The organism is Pedobacter sp. KACC 23697, assembly GCF_045348445.1.
Classification (GTDB): Bacteria; Bacteroidota; Bacteroidia; order Sphingobacteriales; family Sphingobacteriaceae; genus Pedobacter.
In genome coordinates this window covers 825,850-843,924 of the sequence record NZ_CP157485.1, presented here as the reverse complement: position 1 = coordinate 843,924, position 18,075 = coordinate 825,850, and the positions used below count along the sequence as shown (strand labels likewise).

15 protein-coding genes are annotated in these 18,075 nt (G+C 38.8%); 9 read left to right on the top strand and 6 right to left on the bottom strand.

What is annotated here, in order from left to right; all coding sequences use genetic code 11:
- The first annotated feature begins 37 nt into the window (after positions 1–37).
- Positions 38–1,849, top strand: a complete 1,812-nt coding sequence (locus tag ABEG20_RS03570) for an IucA/IucC family protein (protein WP_406826022.1) — start codon at positions 38–40, stop codon at positions 1,847–1,849.
- A 213-nt stretch (positions 1,850–2,062) separates the two neighbouring features.
- Positions 2,063–2,689: a M23 family metallopeptidase gene (locus ABEG20_RS03565; RefSeq protein WP_406826021.1), complete on the top strand. Its 627-nt coding sequence runs from the start codon at positions 2,063–2,065 to the stop codon at positions 2,687–2,689.
- A gap of 108 nt (positions 2,690–2,797) precedes the next feature.
- Here the strand turns inward: ABEG20_RS03565 and ABEG20_RS03560 are convergent, their stop codons facing one another.
- Positions 2,798–4,501, bottom strand: coding sequence for an FAD/NAD(P)-binding protein (locus ABEG20_RS03560; RefSeq protein WP_406826020.1), 1,704 nt, complete (start codon positions 4,499–4,501; stop codon positions 2,798–2,800).
- A 560-nt stretch (positions 4,502–5,061) separates the two neighbouring features.
- Here ABEG20_RS03560 and ABEG20_RS03555 point away from each other — a divergent pair.
- Entirely contained in the window at positions 5,062–5,622 is a 561-nt protein-coding gene (locus ABEG20_RS03555) for a DUF1543 domain-containing protein (RefSeq protein WP_406826019.1), read from the top strand.
- Positions 5,623–5,625: 3 nt separating this feature from the next.
- On the opposite strand, the gene ABEG20_RS03550 is transcribed toward ABEG20_RS03555, so the two are convergent.
- From ABEG20_RS03550 to serC, 4 genes are all read right to left on the bottom strand, one after another.
- A complete protein-coding gene (locus ABEG20_RS03550; protein WP_406826018.1) occupies positions 5,626–6,414 on the bottom strand; it encodes a lacto-N-biose phosphorylase central domain-containing protein in 789 nt (262 codons plus the stop codon).
- A gap of 174 nt (positions 6,415–6,588) precedes the next feature.
- Positions 6,589–6,735 carry a hypothetical protein gene (locus ABEG20_RS03545; protein ID WP_406826017.1) on the bottom strand — a complete coding sequence of 49 codons (147 nt, stop codon included), beginning with the start codon at positions 6,733–6,735 and terminating at the stop codon, positions 6,589–6,591.
- Positions 6,736–6,761: 26 nt separating this feature from the next.
- On the bottom strand, positions 6,762–7,883 hold the full coding sequence (locus tag ABEG20_RS03540; RefSeq protein WP_406826016.1) for a DUF1015 family protein: 1,122 nt from the start codon (positions 7,881–7,883) through the stop codon (positions 6,762–6,764).
- A 10-nt stretch (positions 7,884–7,893) separates the two neighbouring features.
- Positions 7,894–8,991, bottom strand: coding sequence for a 3-phosphoserine/phosphohydroxythreonine transaminase (gene serC, locus ABEG20_RS03535; protein WP_406826015.1), 1,098 nt, complete (start codon positions 8,989–8,991; stop codon positions 7,894–7,896).
- A gap of 320 nt (positions 8,992–9,311) precedes the next feature.
- Between serC and ABEG20_RS03530 the strand changes: the two genes are divergently transcribed.
- The gene (locus ABEG20_RS03530; RefSeq protein ID WP_406826014.1) at positions 9,312–9,779 is read left to right on the top strand and encodes an Lrp/AsnC family transcriptional regulator; all 468 of its coding nucleotides are present in this window, start codon (positions 9,312–9,314) and stop codon (positions 9,777–9,779) included.
- 126 nt (positions 9,780–9,905) lie between these two features.
- On the opposite strand, the gene ABEG20_RS03525 is transcribed toward ABEG20_RS03530, so the two are convergent.
- Positions 9,906–10,535 carry a DUF4159 domain-containing protein gene (locus tag ABEG20_RS03525; protein WP_406826013.1) on the bottom strand — a complete coding sequence of 210 codons (630 nt, stop codon included), beginning with the start codon at positions 10,533–10,535 and terminating at the stop codon, positions 9,906–9,908.
- 101 nt (positions 10,536–10,636) lie between these two features.
- Here ABEG20_RS03525 and ABEG20_RS03520 point away from each other — a divergent pair, with 101 nt between their 5' ends.
- Genes ABEG20_RS03520 through ABEG20_RS03500 form a run of 5 tightly spaced genes read left to right on the top strand, consistent with a single transcriptional unit; the run spans position 10,637 to position 17,850 of the window.
- Complete coding sequence (locus tag ABEG20_RS03520; protein ID WP_406826012.1) at positions 10,637–11,683, top strand: AAA family ATPase; 1,047 nt, start codon at positions 10,637–10,639, stop codon at positions 11,681–11,683.
- Complete coding sequence (locus ABEG20_RS03515; protein ID WP_406826011.1) at positions 11,683–12,570, top strand: DUF58 domain-containing protein; 888 nt, start codon at positions 11,683–11,685, stop codon at positions 12,568–12,570. Before ABEG20_RS03520 ends, ABEG20_RS03515 begins: the two co-directional genes overlap by 1 nt.
- Before the next feature lie 3 nt (positions 12,571–12,573).
- Positions 12,574–13,944 (top strand): BatA domain-containing protein, encoded by a 1,371-nt coding sequence (locus tag ABEG20_RS03510; protein ID WP_406826010.1) that lies wholly within the window; start codon positions 12,574–12,576, stop codon positions 13,942–13,944.
- On the top strand, positions 13,928–16,063 hold the full coding sequence (locus ABEG20_RS03505) for a DUF4175 family protein (protein WP_406826009.1): 2,136 nt from the start codon (positions 13,928–13,930) through the stop codon (positions 16,061–16,063). The genes ABEG20_RS03510 and ABEG20_RS03505 overlap by 17 nt, the downstream gene beginning before the upstream one ends.
- 2 nt (positions 16,064–16,065) lie before the next feature.
- On the top strand, positions 16,066–17,850 hold the full coding sequence (locus ABEG20_RS03500; RefSeq protein ID WP_406826008.1) for a hypothetical protein: 1,785 nt from the start codon (positions 16,066–16,068) through the stop codon (positions 17,848–17,850).
- The last annotated feature ends 225 nt before the right edge of the window (positions 17,851–18,075 follow it).

Below are 18,075 nucleotides of genomic sequence, written 5' to 3'. Positions count from 1 at the left end.
TATTTATAACACTCCTCAATAATAAAAAATTAATACCATGAGTTACAACAATTTCAATCATATAAAAACTTTAAAAAAAGAAGTTTGGGATAAGGTAAACCTGAATTATATTGCAAAATCGATAGTAGAATTGATGCATGAGAAATTGGCAGAACCTACGCTTATTGATACCAATGGGAAGGGCATTTTGAATTTCCGTTTAGATACGGATACTGAGGCTATCTATTATACTTTCTCTGGTCAACAGCGCGCTTTAGATTACCTGCATATCGATAAACAGAGTATCAAAAAATTTGTAAACGGAGAAAGTGTGCCGGTAAACAATGCGCCAGCCTTTTATACTGAATTACAGCAAACTTTTGGCATTAAACCTTTTACACTTGCCCATTTCATCGAAGAAACGCTAAATACCTTATATGCCGACGCCTATATCCACGAAAAAGGCCGGTTAACGGCTGATGAACTGGCTAATGCTGACTACCAGACTATTGAACACCAGATGGATGGACATCCCTGGGCAACGATTAACAAAGGACGCATCGGTTTTAACCATAGCGATCAGGGCAAATATGCACCCGAAGCTGCACAGAAAACGCAATTGGCCTGGCTGGCCGTCCACAAATCAAGGGCACAGTTTAAAAGCATCGAAAGCATTTCTCCGTTTTCTTTTTACAATGAAGAACTGGGTTTAAAACAGGTCTACGATTTTAACCAGATACTGATCCGGCAGGAATTAAACCCTGAAGATTATTTCTTCATCCCCGTTCACGAATGGCAGTGGAACAATAAAATTGTATTGCAGCTTGCACACGATATTGCCCATCAGCTGATTATCCCGGTAGGCATTGGGAGCGATGAATATATGTGTCAAAACAGTATCCGTACCTTTTTTAATGTGAGTGAACCTAGAAAGCATTATGTAAAAACAGCTATTTCAATCTTAAATACTTCAATTTTCAGGGGATTATCTCCTAAAAAACTGGCTATTGCACCAAAAGTAACTCAATGGGCAAAAGACATGCTGCAAGGCGATGAGTATTTAAAACAGACCCGTGTTGTGCTTTTGGGCGAAGTGGCTACTGTAGCTTACACACATCCACAATACAGTGAAATACCGGGTTCACCTTATCAATACCAGGAATTTTTAGGTGCAATCTGGAGAGAAAGTGCTGAAAATTACCTGCTGGAAGATGAAAACATCATGACCATGGCAAGCCTGCTTTATGTAGATGACAATGGTAAAAGCATGGTACAGGCCCTGATCGAAAAATCGGGATTAGAGGCTACAACCTGGCTAAATGCTTATTTATCGGCTTATTTGAAACCGGTATTAAGAATTTTTTATAAACATGCCTTTTTCTTCAGTCCACATGGTGAAAACACGATTCTGGTAATGAAAAATGGCATTCCGGAGCGCATTATCATTAAAGATTTTGTAGAAGAAATTGTATTAACGGAAGAATCGAAAGCGAAATTACCAAATGACCTTGTTGATGTTTTAAGGGAGATTAATGATGAATTGGCACCTTTATTTATCCTTTCGGGTGTATTCGATGCCGTTTTCAGATATCTCAGCAACATTTTCCACAGTTATGTTGGAATGGATGAAAAACAATTCTGGCGACAGGTGGCAGATGTAATTCTAGCATTTCAACAGGAAAACCCGGAATTAGCCTCAAAATTTGAAAAATTCGACCTTTTTGTACCTGAGTTTATCAGGGTTTGCATTAATAGGGTAAGATTGTTGACACATGGTTACAGCGAAAGTACCGATGTTCCGGTTCCGGAATTAATTGGCACTTTGCTTAATCCGGCTGCGGAAGCTTTGAAAGAGGATATTTTGGTGTAATTATTTTACCGTGCAGTTAGTTACCATCTGACTGGATCTGCCTAAGCTATTTGAATCAGTGGCAGATGTTACCATCTGCCTCCACGAAAATCTAATAAGGATCTTCATTTCGAGCGTAGTAAAACGCAATCGAGATGAAGATCCTATTTTTTTTAAACTATAAAAATAGTTTACTATAAAAAATCATTATCTTGCTCTAAATTAATCCCTGGCATGAAAACATTATTATTTCTCTTTTTATCTATTTTATTATTCGAAACGCCAACCATTGAAAAAGACCGCGATCGCTGGAAACCTTATTACACGGATGCATCTCCGGCAAAAACAGCCGATCAGTGGTTCCTACCCTTTGATGTGGTTAACCGAAACAAAGTAAATAACATCAGGATCATCAGCATTTTTGGCGATCACCGCGACAGTTATGTTAAAGGCCATATCCATACGGCCATAGATATCAATCCTACTCAACCCAAAACCAAACTCGTTGGCGTTTATGCCATGGCGAACGGAATAGTTTGCTCTGTACATTTGGGTGAAAATCAACGTACTGTGGTGGTTAAACATAAACTCCCTAACGGCCAAATGATGTTTACCTCTTACAAACACCTGAAAGAAGTTTATGTAAGCAACGGTCAGGCGGTAGATCAAAATACGAAATTAGCCAGGTTATTTACACCGCAGGAAAGTAAAAAGTATGGTGGCGATTACCACCATCTTCATTTGGAAATCAGGAAAAAATTTGATGATTATGGCTGTGCAAGCTGGTTAACTTTTAATAATACGCAATTGAATGAACGGTTTTATAATCCTCAGGTATTTATAAAGGAACACATCAAATAGTTGTAAATTAAAAAACACGGCCTTTACCAAAGGTATTGAGGAACCGGCATAGATAGTCCATAAAATTAGATCCTATCTATACTCTTTAAGTGAAAATAACTGGAATTTTTAGCTCAAAATACGGTCCATCACTGCTCCTGATGCAGCTTCAGAAAAATCGATTCCGGAATAATCGGGATTATAACCACCTATGTACGGAACAGCCATGATATAAATTCTTTCATTCGCCTGGCCAGCTTCATCGACCACCTGAAAATGATCGTTGATCGTAATACCAGGAACAGTCAGGAGATAATCATCACCATTTTTGATTACTAAATCATTGTGCTTCATTTCTTCCTCCCCTATTTCAGCGGATTTGAATTTTAATCTTGCCGGACTTATGGTCTGATCTGTAATTAAGCTTTTAAAAGGAAAATCATCAAAAGAAAGATGCGGTTGGCCAATGCAATCAATAAAGGTATCGAAATGCACAGTAACCTTTTTATCATCCACCTTGTAATGGTAATCTGCACCTCCGGTTTTTAAGGGTTCTACTTCGGCATCATCGCCAACAGCTACAATACTTAATACACCAGCATCATGCAGGGCCAACAATTCTCTGCACGAACTTTGGGGTACAAATGCAATTACAATGGAAATGAGTGGCATTAATACTTTTTGCAAACGTTCCATATCCTCTGCTGAAAGGTATTTTGCCGGGTAATTCATGGCAAAACTTAAAATGGCAAGTGCCTCTTTCCAATAGATTGATTTCCTCTTCTCAATCGATTTTTCTGCTTCATCATATTCTTTCCTGAAAAGATCGAATGGTTCCATTTTTTCGCGATAATCCATCATGGCACCTACAAACTCCTCAAGATTCATGTATTTGATCTCTTCATAAAAAACAGGATCTTTTTCCATGAACATCTCTTTAAAATTCTTTTCAAATACGAAATCTAAGGGTAAAAAACCTCCATTTTGGGCTATACTTTTATGAATTTCGGCTTTGCTTAATGTTTCATCTTTACCAAGGTGTGAATCTTCCAAATGAAACCTGACGGCCGGCAATAAACCACTTCGGGAGTGCATCACCATTTTAAACCCTTTATTCACTAACTGGTAAGAATAGGTGCCATCTTCATTGTCGGCAAACTTTCCATTTTGTCTTGCCAGGGTTCTTAATGCATCAATAGCCGTTAACGAAGAACCCATGATACCAACGGTGTGGTTTACTTCTAATGCTATTTTTTTGGGTGGATAGGGCGAATCGAAATAATGGGGAATTTTGCCTTCATATTTTTTTGGCCAATTATGACCGGTACAGATGATTACCTGGTCGAAACGGGCTTTATCTTGTCCTTTAACACTTACCGCTACCTGATTATCGGCAGGCAAATCGGTAATATCCTCCACTACACAATTTAAGTGTATATGGGTTTTAATGCCTTTATTTTCTGCAACTTCTTTTAATAAATTAAACTGGGCAGAAAGATATTCGCCAAAAAATAATCTGGGTAGTACTTTGTATTCATTAAATTTATCCGCATCAATATCGAATTTTTTTAAAATCTCTTTTGGTGCAATTTTCACCCACTCTTCAATGGAGTTATATATGATTGGAATTTCATTGTCAGAGACATTGGTAATGTGCTCTACATTTGCCCCTTCAGCACTATAAGGCATGCCCGCCCCTAAATAATCTTTACGTTCGAATATCTCTATTTCGAAGTTGGGTGCTTTAGATTCAACTAATCTTTTATACATGAACAGACCACTCGGGCCGCCACCAATGATGGCAATTTTCTTTTTTGCTGTTTTCGTATCCATTTGTAATTCATACAATCTTTAAAAAAGGAAATTGTTTTGTTTGTTTCTTAATAAAGTAGAAAATCGGAAGAAGTACGATGATGATGGAAAATGTAAGAGGGATGATGGAATTGATTATCACGGAGGCATGGAACTAGGGAATACTATTTTACGGTCGTCATCCTGAGGAATAATTTATTTGATAAAAACCGATATGAATGACAGTAATTAATCTTCATGCAAAAATTCACTCGTATTACCGTCATTTCCTTTGGTTAATCAAAGGAGATGACGATCATTCTATTGGAGTCTGTCAATGATAGGGGAGTCGAAGAATCTTTTTTAGATTAAAATTCCGGGATAATATTAAACAAGACACGCTTCAACTCTTTGCGCGCTGCATATCGCGCGCTGCCTCTCTTCTGGTTAAAAAACAAAGAAAATCTCAAAACTCCAAGAACCTATTTTGATTAATGCTGTTAAAAGATGAGTGAGTTAGGAGTTGAGCGTTTGGAGTCAATCAACCAATGTTAAATGAACGAATGACTAATGAACTAATGTACCAGTGAACAATTAAACTTATGAACGATTTAAAACTATATATGATTTTACTGGGCTCAAAAGCCCCAAAACGAAATGTAGAGCAGCACGATTATTTCTTCGGCATTGCCCATTCGCTAAAAGATCTTGTTCCCGAGATTAAAGCATTCTGGCCGGGAACAGGCACCAGCCTGCATATTGATGGCTGGCGGGAAGTAAACAAGGTTGATGATTATGAAATCAACATTAAGTTACGTGACCAACATACATTACCCTCGCTACATAAATTGTTCTTTATTAACCTTGGTGGCTATTTAACCAATCAATTATATGAACAGCACCATATTGTACTATCGGTACATGATGAAAGGGCCAAAGCCATACAGGATGCAAAGAAAACAGTATTCTTTAAAACCAACTCGATTAAAGGTGCCAATTCGCATATCGACGAAAAGTATGGCATTGATGTAGACGATATTTACAAGATTGAAGATATTTTAAGCGATGAATCGAAACAGAAATACCATATCGAGATCAAACCATCCGTGGGATTACCTGAAGATGAGATCCATTTAGGTTATTTCAAGCTGGATAAGTTATAATTATTATCGTGCAAGGGTTTTTAACCACTTCACCAGATCTACAGCAGCTTTATCGTTTTCAAAGCCCATTTCTTTTGGCAAACGGCCATTTACATATTCATCGTACAACCAGGGATCGGCAATGGCAATTACATTTCCTTTACCAAATCTGCTAGTGGCAATAACCGTTGCACCAGATGCATTTTTCAATACCGGTTTTGCCCCGTTTTTGGTATCGATTGAGCATACATCTTTCATGAATATTTTTTTAGCCGTTTTAAACACCGGATTGTTTCTGATCAAGATGCCACCATCTTCAAAATGTGCATCATCAATTACATGGTTCTGCATTTCGTTGGTAAAATGCATACCGAATACATCGGCAAGTTTATTAAAATGTGGTAATTCTACATTCGCGCTATCGTTGGCAAACATGACCAATACACCACCCTGCTTTACCCAGGTAGAAATTGCGGCAATGTGGTCTGCCTCTATGTAATTCGGCCTGGGGTTTTCTTTCGGACGATCGGGATCTACAATTAAGTAAACAGCACTTCCTTTTAAATTGGACACGGTTGGTGCTGTTTCAAGCGAATCCAATTTAAATCCTTCTTTTTTAAATACATTACCCAAAATAGAAAAACCAGTCATTGCCTGCTCATTCCAAAGGTAATGAAAACGCGCTACCTCACCTGCTTTATTTTTTCGGGTTTCGCGATTAAAAAAATAATCTAAAGTAACCGTTTGTGCACTTGCAAGGATTGAAGAACAGATTAAAACAGAAAGTATACAAGCCTTAAAAAGTATTTTCATAAACATATCGGGTTATATCGTAATGGGTTAATCACCCAAAAGTATAAAATTTAACTATAACCAGATTACTATAATCAACCCATAAAGTCATCAAGGCTAAATTTACTGTATATCAAGCTAAATAGATTGAGCAGAACAAAAAATACCGCTACGGTTAAAATCAATATATCAGCATTACAGCCAATGCATATAATCCTGCTCGGCATCATTTTTTCTCTTGTTTATCTTAAGCCGCTTTTTGTATAAAGCCACTAAAAAGAACGCAACGATCAGGAAGGTGGTGCCTATCTGCGCTATATTTTCTAAGTCGAGATCAAACATATCGTTTATTTTATAGGTTTAAACCATTAATTTATTCTTACTTGTTCTCCTTTCACCAAAATGGCTTCCGAGTTACTGGCCATCAATCCATGGGGAATCTTCGGCGCTATCCAGGTAGATTTGGGAGGCAAAAATTCACCCTTTTCTGCAACTTTTATAAATGCATCGGCTGTCATCGGAAAAAGTGAAAAACCAATGGAGGTTTCATTATGCTCCAGTTCAGTAAGAAATTGGGTCCATTTGCAATCCGGAAAGCAGGTCAGCCTTTCATCTTCCTTAGGTTTATGGATACCCAGCACCGCAGAAAGGATGTAATTTTGTAAAAGCACCGTATCTGGCAATGCAGACAATGTAGCAGAAGCGCTATTTAAATCCAATTGATACCATTCACCTTTAAAGCAAAGGCCTAACCTGTTCTTCCGATCAGGTTTATAAGCTTTGTTATTCGGTATTTTGGAGATATTATAATAAACTTTCAGTTTTTCCATCAACAAAGGGTAAGAAATAGTTACACCACAAACCAATCTATGAAAAGCGCCAATGGAAATTACATCAGCAGAAACCAATAGCGAACTGATCTGCTGATGCTTGCTTTTTTGTAGGGAATACGCAGCTTCCAAACGGTGATGGCCATCGGCCAGGTAAACTGCATCAACCTTCATAAATTCTTTTGCAAATTTTTCAATCAAATCCTCTTCCAGCACCTGGTAAAGAAAATGATCCATTTGCGACCATTCATTTTCCAAAGGTTTTCGCGAGCGCACTACAAAATCAATCAGCTTATCTAAAATTTTATCTTTTTTATAGACCAATAAGATTGGCGATTTCTGGATGGCCTTACTTTTCCGCTCTACCCTAAGCGATTCTACCTTAGATGATACCGTTTCTTCATGTTTTTTAATGGCACTTTCTGCTGTTTGAGCAAGATCGATAGCCGCCCAAATTCCCCTCATTATACCAGACCCGCTACCGAACTCATAAATATAAATAGCCGGCCGATCGTCTAAAGCACATCCAAACAGGTTGATCAAGTCTTCAAATGAGAGTTGCTCATTTTTATGTACCTTACCGTTTACCTGATCAGAAATCATCAGTTCAAATAGATCTTTGTCTGGCTGCAAGGCCTTTAACGGAACAATTTTTATCATCTTTAACAGATTATTTGAGTTCAGGTACTGTTTTATCGCTGTATTTTTTTTCAAAACTGGCCATGGCATCCACTAATACTTCAACACTTGATAGTGGAAGTGCATTATAAAGCGAAGCCCTGAATCCGCCAACGGTTCTATAACCTTTTATACCCACAATCCCCTGGTCTGCAGCAAATTTTAAGAACCCAATTTCTACTTCTTTATTAACGGCCAGAAAAGTAACGTTCATCCGCGATCGATATTCAACATCGGCAGTTCCATGAAAAAGCGGATTCCGGTCTATTTCGGCATATAACAATTTTGCCTTTGCTATATTTTTCTGTTCAATTCCACTTACACCGCCCTGATCTTTAAGCCACAGTAAGTTAAGCATGGCTACATATATCGAAAAAACCGGTGGCGTATTGTACATGCTCATGTTATCCCGGAATACGCGATAATCCATCATTGAAGGGATTTCTTTTTTTGCCTGGTTAATAAACTCATTTTTAGCTATAACCAGTGTCATTCCTGCAGGTCCCATATTCTTTTGCGCCCCGGCATAAATGAGATCAAAATCAGCTACATTAATTTTCCTCGAAAAAATATCTGATGACATATCGCAGATCAACGGCGCACCTGCTATACGGAAATCAAATATTTCAGTTCCCTCAATGGTATTATTTGAAGTACAGTGCAGATATGCCACTTGCTTATCATGATTAAACCAAACCGGGATATAAGCGTAATGCCTATCTTTCGATGAAGCGACCACCTCTACTTCACCAAATAACCGGGCCTCTTTAATGGCTTTCTTTGCAAAATATCCTGTATCAAGATAAGCCGCTTTTTTTCCTGCACTCAAAAAATTCATTGGAACCATAGCAAATTGTGTACTGGCCCCACCCTGTAAAAAAAGTACGGAGTAGTCATCAGGGACTGCCAATAACTCGCGAACCAACAGTTGGGTTTTAAGCACCACATCTTCAAATTCCGGCGATCGGTGAGAAACTTCCAGAATAGATAAACCCATCCCTCTCCAATTGATTACGGCCTGGGCAGCTTGTTCCATTACAGATGGCGGCAATATACATGGGCCGGCACCAAAATTGTGTTTTTTGTGCATGAAAGAATAATATTCAGTTAGATCAATTATCTTGTAAAGATCAGCAGTTAAGCATATTATAACGAAACAACCTGTTTTTTTGGTAAAAATTATTTTTTATCAGACCCTTAACATCGTAAAATTTGGTTTAGCCAATCAGAAGAATATGATAACAGAATATAATTTTTATTGGCACTCCGAAATCTTCTTCATTATTGTAAATTATACACTAAGTAGTTTTTAAAAAAATGCAACAATTTAAATTAATATAGCTTATTTTAACTATTTTTAAGCTTTACAAAAGCAAACAAAACAGAAACAATTATACACTAAGCATTAACATGCAACCTCCAAAAGTTGACCAGACTGATATCGATATCCTCAACCTTTTACAACGTGATGGATTATTAACCTATAAAGAAGTTTCGGGAAAGCTTAGAAAAAGCATGACCCACATTGTAGAACGTATTAAAAAATTACGTACAAATGGCTATATCAAATCAACAGTTGCCCTGGTCGATATTGATAAACTGCGGTCGCATTTTATTGCTTTTCCACACATCCAACTAACCATGCATTCGGAAGATATCGTAAAAGCCTTTAAAATGGAAATGGAGAAATATCCGGAGGTGATGGAATGTTATCATCTTACCGGGCATTTCGATTTTATGCTTAAAGTAGCCATGCCCGATATGGTTTCTTATAATCATTTCCTCAGAGACAATATAGGTGCACTGGCCTATGTAGGAAATATCCAGAGCTTTTTGGTGCTGAACCAATCAAAGGCCGAAACCGCATATGCATTATAGGTTCCATTGATCGCTATTTACGATCGTTTAACTCACTGCGATCTAATTTCATCAAACAAATGCTTCAAACCTGTCAGATGGGAACATCTGACAGCACAAAAACAGCCAACTGCTAACTGTCAACCGCTAACTGTTAATTCCCATGGCGTAAAGGATAATATTTACCCCAAACTTGGTATTATCCTCTGCCAGGAAGCGTTTGTTCCTGAAATCGTAATCCCACTCACATCCATAATCTTTATTGCTGTAGAGCACCCCTATCCTATTATTAATGGTAATGGCTTTCAGGTAATCGTGCACCAGATCATCGCCCCAGCCGTTCAGCTCGAAAGATGTTGTTGGCGGCCCTTTTTCGAACTTGAAAAAAGAATTATAAATGCCGTGGTTATTGGGGATTTTCTTTAACGCCTGAGGGCCAAAAAGGCTGCTCATCTGCGTTTCGAACGAGCGGGCAAACAAGCCATCAATATCGTGGTTACAATCATCAACAAAAACGAATCCCCCGTTATGCACATAGGTTTTAAAATTCACGGCCTCTTGCTGCGTAAACTGAACCAGTTTATGTCCACTTAAATAACAAAAAGGATATTTAAATAAATCGCGACTGCTCAATTCTACAATTTTCTCTTCTTCATCTAACGGGATGGTGGTATACTCCAGCAGAGAATTTAACAGATTAGAAGGCATGCGCTGATCGGTATCCCAGTCGCCCGAATTATATTTTAACCTCGCAAATGTAAATTTAGCTCTTCGCACAGCCTAAAATTACCTTCATTTTTTATTATTCGAACTTTTTATCCAAATTATCTTGTAAATTTTTTGATATTCTTTTCCGGGGATTAAAACTATCTGCCAATATGCACTATATTGAAGCACCATATCATTATACTAAAAAATCAACCGTTTTGGAGCGTTCAGAAAGCCACTTAAAAATATTGATCGATAAGATCTCCCTGTTAAAAAGCGAAATACAGAAGGTAATTGTTGGTCAGGATGTAATTATTGAAGAAATGCTGATTGCATTATTGGCCGGCGGACACTGCCTGCTGGAAGGTGTACCGGGCTTAGCGAAAACTTTGATGGTAAAAACCATGTCGCAGGCTTTAGATCTTTCTTTTAGAAGAATCCAGTTTACGCCCGATTTAATGCCTACCGATATTGTGGGCACTGAAATACTGGAAGAAGACCATATCACCGGAAAACGTTTCTTTAAATTTAATAAAGGACCTTTGTTTGCCAACATTATCCTGGCCGATGAGGTAAACAGAACACCTCCAAAAACGCAATCGGCTCTGTTAGAGGCCATGCAGGAATTTGAAGTAACCTATGGCGGACAAACCTATCCTTTAGACCGTCCGTTTTTTATCCTGGCTACCCAAAATCCTATTGAACAGGCAGGCACATATCCACTTCCTGAGGCGCAGTTAGACCGTTTCCTGTTATACATCAAAATCGGTTACCCTACCGCAGCAGAAGAAACACAGATTTTAAGCAGTACCACAGGCAGTAAAAAGGCTGTCATCAATCCGGTTATCGGTGCTGAAGAAATTAAGGAACTTCAAGCCATTAGCCGTGAGGTAAGTATTAGTAATGACCTGGTTACCTATGTGAGCGAAATGATCCGCGCAACCCGCCCCGATACCACTTTGGTAAATTTCGTAAAGGAATGGGTACGTTGGGGCGCAGGCCCGCGGGCAGGACAGGCACTGATTTTGACAGCCAAAGCAAGAGCTTTATTTAAAGGCAGATACGCTGTAATTTTAGAAGATCTACAGGCCATGGCTTATCCGGTGTTGCGCCATAGGGTATTAATGAACTTTAAAGCAGAAGCCGAAAACGTATCATCAGACAGAGTAACCGACGAATTGATCAAAGCCATTTCGAAACCAAAAGCGAACATTTAATGCAGAAACTGCTCGATCCGAAAATATTGATGGCCATTAAAGACCTCTCCTTATCTGCTAAAATGACGATAGACGGGTTTATGAGTGGCATTAATAAAAGTACGGTAAAAGGTATGGGTTTGGAATTTAGCCAATACAGAAGTTACCAGCCTGGTGATGACCTACGCTCACTTGATTGGAAAATGTTTGCCCGTTCAGATCGCTATTACATCCGTGAATCGGAAGTAGAAACCAATATTGCCCTGCGCATATTAATAGATGCCAGCGCCTCGATGAACCATAGCGATGGCAATTTTACCAAAATAGATTATGCCCGCTATCTGGGAGCATCTTTAGCCTACCTGGCCAATTTACAGGGCGACGCTGTTGGTTTATATGTACTAAAAAATGCGGGTATTTTTTCTATGGCAGCCAGGCAGGATTATCAGCATTTGGCCAGGTTGTTTTATCAGTTAGAGCAGATTAATCCTGAAGGCCGGTTTACCAAGCCCATTCATTATAAAGAATTATTTGCCGGTACCCAAAAACGTGAATTGCTCATTTTGGTCACCGATCTTTATCAAGCTGATGAGGAGATTATTAAATTGATGGATACCTTGAATACGCTTCGGCACGAAATTGTAGTCTTCCACGTGGTGGCCAGAAATGAACTCGAATTGGATTTTAAGGGTTACAGTACCTTCGAAGACTTAGAAACAGGAGAAATGATCCAGATTGACCAGGAAAAAGCGAGAAAGGATTATAAAAATAAATTCGCGGCTTATTTAGCGGAAACAAGAGTTAACATGCTCGACAGAAGAATTTCTTACCGGACCATTTGTACTGACGAACCTTTAGAGGAGGCTTTAAGGGATTTTTTAAAACAAAGAAGTAAACTTAGAATTTAAACGGTGCATTTTTTATATCCCATAGGTTTATTGGCACTGGCCGGATTAATTATTCCGGTTATTATCCACCTGTGGAGTGTTAAACAGGGTAAAACCATTAAAATCGGCAGCATTGCACTACTTGGTGAAAGTTCGAGGGCAAGCGCTAAAAGCTTTAAAATTAACGATTGGTTATTACTGTTACTTCGCTGTTTGCTTTTGGCACTACTGGTATTTATTCTGGCACGCCCTTACCTTAAAAAGGTAACACTGGCCGGAAGGCAAACTGGCTGGATTTTGCTGGATAAAGCCACTTTTCGACAGGTTTTCAATTCAAACAGAAAAACGATTGACTCACTACTAAAAAAGAGTTACGAAATCCATGATTTTAATGTGGGCTTTAAAGCATTAACTTTAAAAGACACAGCTGATGACCAAACAAAACAAGCCAATAACCTAAATTATACCGCTTTACTAAATGCAGCTAATCATTTTATCCCGCCAAGTGCAAATGTTTATCTTTTTGCCAATCGGCGCTTAATCCATTTTGGTGATGAACTGCCTACCCTTCATTACAGGTTAAATTGGATCCTGTTAAATCAAACCGATACCTTAAGCAGTTGGATTGCCAACTATGCAGGAAAGAAATATGAGGCAAAATCGAATCCGTCCAATACCACCTACCAGTATTTAAATTCCGGAGATGAAAGACCGATAAATATAACCATACACCAGGCTCCGGGAACTGCAGATGGCAAATATCTTATTGCGGCCTTAAAAGCAATCGGCAGTTTTACAAACCGGAAAATCATCATCAATCCGCCCGCAGAAAAAGCTGACATTGGTTTTTGGTTATCAGGTGATGCAGTTACTGCAAATTTTAAATCTTCCATTACCACAAACGGAACCCTATTCCAATATGAAAATGGGAAAGTAATTACCGAACCCTCATTTATCAAACTGGATAACCGCCATATTAAATTGAGTAAAAGGATTGCCTCAACAAATAGTGCCGAAAAAGTATGGTCTGATGGTTTTGGAAATGCCATTTTAACAGATGAAAAAACTAGCACTTTACATATTTTCCACTTTTACAGCCGGTTTAACCCACAATGGAATGAGCTGGTTTGGGATGGTTTGTTTGTAAAAGCATTAATGCCTGTAGTGATCAGCGCTGAAAATATGGCAAACTTTGGCTTTGAAAATAACCCAGCCGATCAGCGGCGTGTATCCGCCAGGCAAAATGATGTATTTCAGGTTAAAAAAACCGCTTCCAAAACAAAAATCATCCTAAATAAGCCACTTGAACCCTTATTTTGGATCGCTGCTTTATTAATTTTTGTTACCGAGCGTATTTTATCATTCATAAAAAAACCAAATGATGTTAAAAGCTGAAGGTAAAAACTGGATCCGTAATTTAAGGATAAGGTGGGTGAGCTTTTATCTGTTTGCCATTGTTTCAGTTGCCCTGGCCACCGCTTTGGTGTTATCGGTTATGGGCGTTTACCTGTTGCATTATTCCCCATGGTTTTTTGCTATTGTTTTTCCTGTTATACTGGGTATTTCATTCTACATCAAACCGATTTGGAAAACGACCGATCAGGATATCTCGCGTTTTGTCAATAACCGCTACCCCGAACTGGAAGAAAGTGCTGATCTTGTGCTGGAAAATCATGCTAACCTGACTTTACTACAACAATTGCAGCGCAGCAAGATCGAAAACATCATTCCTAAACTACCGGAGCCAAAAGAGCCTTTAAGAAAATTATATTCAGGCTTACTGATACTGTTTGCAGGCTTACTGATCAGTTTTGGCATTACCCAGATCCCTTTTCCCAAAAGTGAGTCTTTAAGAGATCGCGAAAAGGCTAATCAAATCCTAACAATCAAAGAAAATATCCCGGCAGAAATTTCCGATTTCAATGCGACCATTATTCCGCCAGCCTATACCGGAAAAGGAGAACGGAAACAAAAACAATTTACCATTGCTGCAGAAACAGGTGCCCGGATAAACTGGAAAATAGAAACGAATATTGGCATTAAAAAGTTAAGCCTTATTTTTAACAATCGCGAAATAGTGCCTTTAAAATCTCTTAACACGGCACATACACAATGGACTTTCAGCAAAACCATCAATAATTCTGGTTTTTACCAGCTGGATCTTGATGGCAAAAAATCAGATCTCTACCAGATTGAAGTGGTTCCCGACCTGCCGGTTACCATTAAAATTACACAGCCAAAACAGCATACCACGATTGATATCGGTCAGCCGCAAAAATTCGATCTGAAGGTATCGCTTAGTGATGATTATGGCATTAACGATGCTTTTATATCGGCTACCATGGCCAGTGGCAAAGGTGAGGGGGTGAGTTTTACTGAAAAAAAACTATCATTTGATGCCAATTTTGGCAACAGGAAGAACATTTCATTGGGAAAATTGATTGATTTAAAAAACCTTGGCATGAAACCTGGCGATGAACTTTACTTTTTCATCAAAGCGATGGACAATCATGGTCAATCAAGCCGCTCTGATGTTTATTTTGTTTCCATTGTAGATACTGCCGAATTGATGAGTTTAGCCGGAATGACCAGTGGTGTTAACCTGGTTCCGGAATATTTCAGAAGCGAAAGGCAGATCATTATCGATACAGAGAAACTATTGAAAGAACAATCATCCATACCCATACAAACTTTTAAAAACAGAAGTAATGATATCGGTATTGACCAGAAGCTGTTGCGCTTGCGTTACGGGCAGTTTTTGGGAGAAGAAAACGAAACTGAAATTGGTGGTGACCATGAAGACCACGATGAACATGCGGAACACAAGGCTCAAGGTGAAAAATTTGGTGATGTGAGCAACATTATGGACAAATACGCCCATAAACATGATATTGCGGAAGATGCCACCTTTTTTGAGCCTGAAATAAAGGCACAATTAAAAGCTGTTTTAACTGAAATGTGGAATGCTGAACTGCGTTTGCGAACTTATAAACCGCAGGAAGCTTTGCCTTATGAATATAAGGCGCTCAGGTTACTTAAAGATCTGCAACAGAAATCGCGCGCTTATGTTGCTAAAACAACCATAAAAACGGCAGCTTTAAAACCTGAAAAACGTTTAAGTGGTGAGCTGGATAAAATTACCCAGCCCGTGCGAAAAATGTCATCCGAGCAAAAAGAAAAGAGAACCATCACCCTGAAAACAGCACTAGCACGGTTAGAAAACAGAAAAACAGGTCAAAAATTTACTGAGCAGGATCTGTTCTTACTTAACGAAACAGAAAAATACATGATTGGTGCCGCAGCCGATCATCCTGCTACTTATTTAAATGCCCTGAGCAGTTTAAGGAAGTTGAGCACAGGCAATAAACTGGTGATCAGCGATATCGATCTGGTTGAGCAGGCCATGCAAAAAATGATCAATACCGAAGTCCCAAAACCGCAAACACAAAATGCCGGTCAGGCCTCGGCTTTATATCAAAATTATTTTAAAAACCTCAATAAAACCGAAAGATAGCTATGGAATTTAAATATGTCGCTATGCTGGCTGGCTTGGTTTTACTGGCTTTTCTACTTTATAAAGAGGTATGTAGGGGAAATAAAGCAAGGTTAATCTGGCGGATTCTGGCCAATATTATTGCGGTAAGCTGCTTTGTACTTTTAATGGTACCAATCAGTTACAAAACCCGCGTTCCACAAAATACTGGTGAATTAATTCTATTCACTGCCGGCACTCATCCGGATTCAATTAGCCGCCTAAAAGGAAAAAAATACGTACACTCTTCTGCAGATTTAAAAAATGTAAAGGCTATAAATATCCAAGATCTCTCCTATTTCTTAAAATCCAATCCAAATATCCACAAACTGAGCGTTTACGGATACGGATTAAATAAAGCAGAATTGGCACAACTCAAAGGGTACCAGGTAATCTTCCACCCTGCTGCCAATCCCACCGGAATAATCGCTGCCGATTGGCCGGGCAGATTAAAAACCACCGAATCATGGCAAGTTCAGGGCACTTACCAGAACTCAGGAAGCAGAGCCGTTAAACTTTTGCTCAAAGGGTTGGGCAAAACAGTAGATTCAATCGAAATCGGATCAAAATCGAGCAAAGCCTTTTCGTTTAAAACAACGCCAAAACAGAACGGAAAAGCGGTTTATGAATTAATCAGTTTACAGAAAAACGATACTCTGGCCAAAGAACCAGTGCCTATACAAGTTGCCGACCAGGCACCAATGAAAGTATTGATAATGGCCTCTTTTCCAGATTTTGAATATAAATTTTTAAAAAACTGGCTCTACGAAAATCAATATCCACTGGCTTTCAGAAGTCAGATCAGTAAAAACAAGTATGCTTTTGATTTTCTTAATCTGGATAGCCTGAGCCTTAACAGGATCAGCACATCATCCTTAAAAAAATTCGACGTGCTGATTATTGATGAAGAAGAATTAGCAGCCATCAGCCCTGATGAAAGGTCATCGATAGATCTCGCAGTTAAAAACGGACTGGGTTTATTGATCAGGGTGGCAAATTTAAAAGCTTCAACAACGCTTGGCGGTAGGTTTAGCAGATTTGAATCACCAGCGCTGAAAGGGAAACCGCTAATTTTGAGACTTACTGAAGATCAATTTAAATTTAATGCACTACCAACCGAACAAGGATTATTTTTAAAGCCTGACCCAACTGATCAGCCTCTTATTTTTGATTCGAATGGAAATGCGATGGTCAATAGCACCATCAACGGTTATGGCAAAGTATTAATTTCTACACTTTCTTCCACATACCATTGGCTACTCTCCGGGCAAAAAAATGATTATGCAACCTATTGGTCTAAACTTATCGCTAATGCAGGCAGAAAAAGAAACGATATGCTGACTGTAAACACCATTCCTCAATTCCCTGTAGTGAATCAAAAAACGAGGATTATTACAGCTTTATCAACAGCGGACAAATTACCGGTCTTGAAGGTCGATAACGTTCAACTTAGCCCGAGACAAAATATGGCACTTCCATTTCAATGGGATGCGCTTTATTGGCCGCAAAAACCGGGTTGGACTAACCTAGAAGTAAACCAAACGACCGAGCCGATCTATATTTATCGAAAAAACGACTGGCAAGCGCTGAAATACCAACAAACTTTAAACGATACACATCAATTTATCCAGAATTTAAGCCAGAACGACACTAAAACACAGTTAGCGGATACCGTATTAACAGAAGAAGTATCACGCTGGTGGTTCTTTGCCGGATTTTTAATCGCTGCTGCCTTCTTATGGTATGAAGCGAGGATTTTAGCTTTTTAAAATCGATTTGTCATCTTCTGAAGCAAAACAAAATGGAGAGATCTAACAATAAAACCTGCTAAAACAGATTGCTACATTCCCCCCAACTGATGAAAAATCAGCAGCTTCAGTCAAAATGACGAAGTGAGGTGTGTTAGAAATCACACTAACATTCGTTTCTAAAGAATTATCGTTTGGACTTACATGTAACTTAAATGCCCTATGTTGTTGAGTTATTCTTCGGCT

Excerpts from the sequence above, each read along its gene's own strand:
- ABEG20_RS03560 (WP_406826020.1), bottom strand. The coding sequence starts at position 4,501 with ATGGATACGAAAACAGCAAAAAAGAAAATTGCCATCATTGGTGGCGGC.
- ABEG20_RS03515 (WP_406826011.1), top strand. The coding sequence starts at position 11,683 with ATGCAGAAACTGCTCGATCCGAAAATATTGATGGCCATTAAAGACCTC.
- ABEG20_RS03520 (WP_406826012.1), top strand. The coding sequence starts at position 10,637 with ATGCACTATATTGAAGCACCATATCATTATACTAAAAAATCAACCGTT.
- ABEG20_RS03570 (WP_406826022.1), top strand. The coding sequence starts at position 38 with ATGAGTTACAACAATTTCAATCATATAAAAACTTTAAAAAAAGAAGTT.
- ABEG20_RS03555 (WP_406826019.1), top strand. The coding sequence starts at position 5,062 with ATGAACGATTTAAAACTATATATGATTTTACTGGGCTCAAAAGCCCCA.
- ABEG20_RS03540 (WP_406826016.1), bottom strand. The coding sequence starts at position 7,883 with ATGATAAAAATTGTTCCGTTAAAGGCCTTGCAGCCAGACAAAGATCTA.
- ABEG20_RS03550 (WP_406826018.1), bottom strand. The coding sequence starts at position 6,414 with ATGAAAATACTTTTTAAGGCTTGTATACTTTCTGTTTTAATCTGTTCT.
- ABEG20_RS03545 (WP_406826017.1), bottom strand. The coding sequence starts at position 6,735 with ATGTTTGATCTCGACTTAGAAAATATAGCGCAGATAGGCACCACCTTC.
- ABEG20_RS03500 (WP_406826008.1), top strand. The coding sequence starts at position 16,066 with ATGGAATTTAAATATGTCGCTATGCTGGCTGGCTTGGTTTTACTGGCT.
- serC (WP_406826015.1), bottom strand. The coding sequence starts at position 8,991 with ATGCACAAAAAACACAATTTTGGTGCCGGCCCATGTATATTGCCGCCA.
- ABEG20_RS03505 (WP_406826009.1), top strand. The coding sequence starts at position 13,928 with ATGATGTTAAAAGCTGAAGGTAAAAACTGGATCCGTAATTTAAGGATA.
- ABEG20_RS03565 (WP_406826021.1), top strand. The coding sequence starts at position 2,063 with ATGAAAACATTATTATTTCTCTTTTTATCTATTTTATTATTCGAAACG.
- ABEG20_RS03530 (WP_406826014.1), top strand. The coding sequence starts at position 9,312 with ATGCAACCTCCAAAAGTTGACCAGACTGATATCGATATCCTCAACCTT.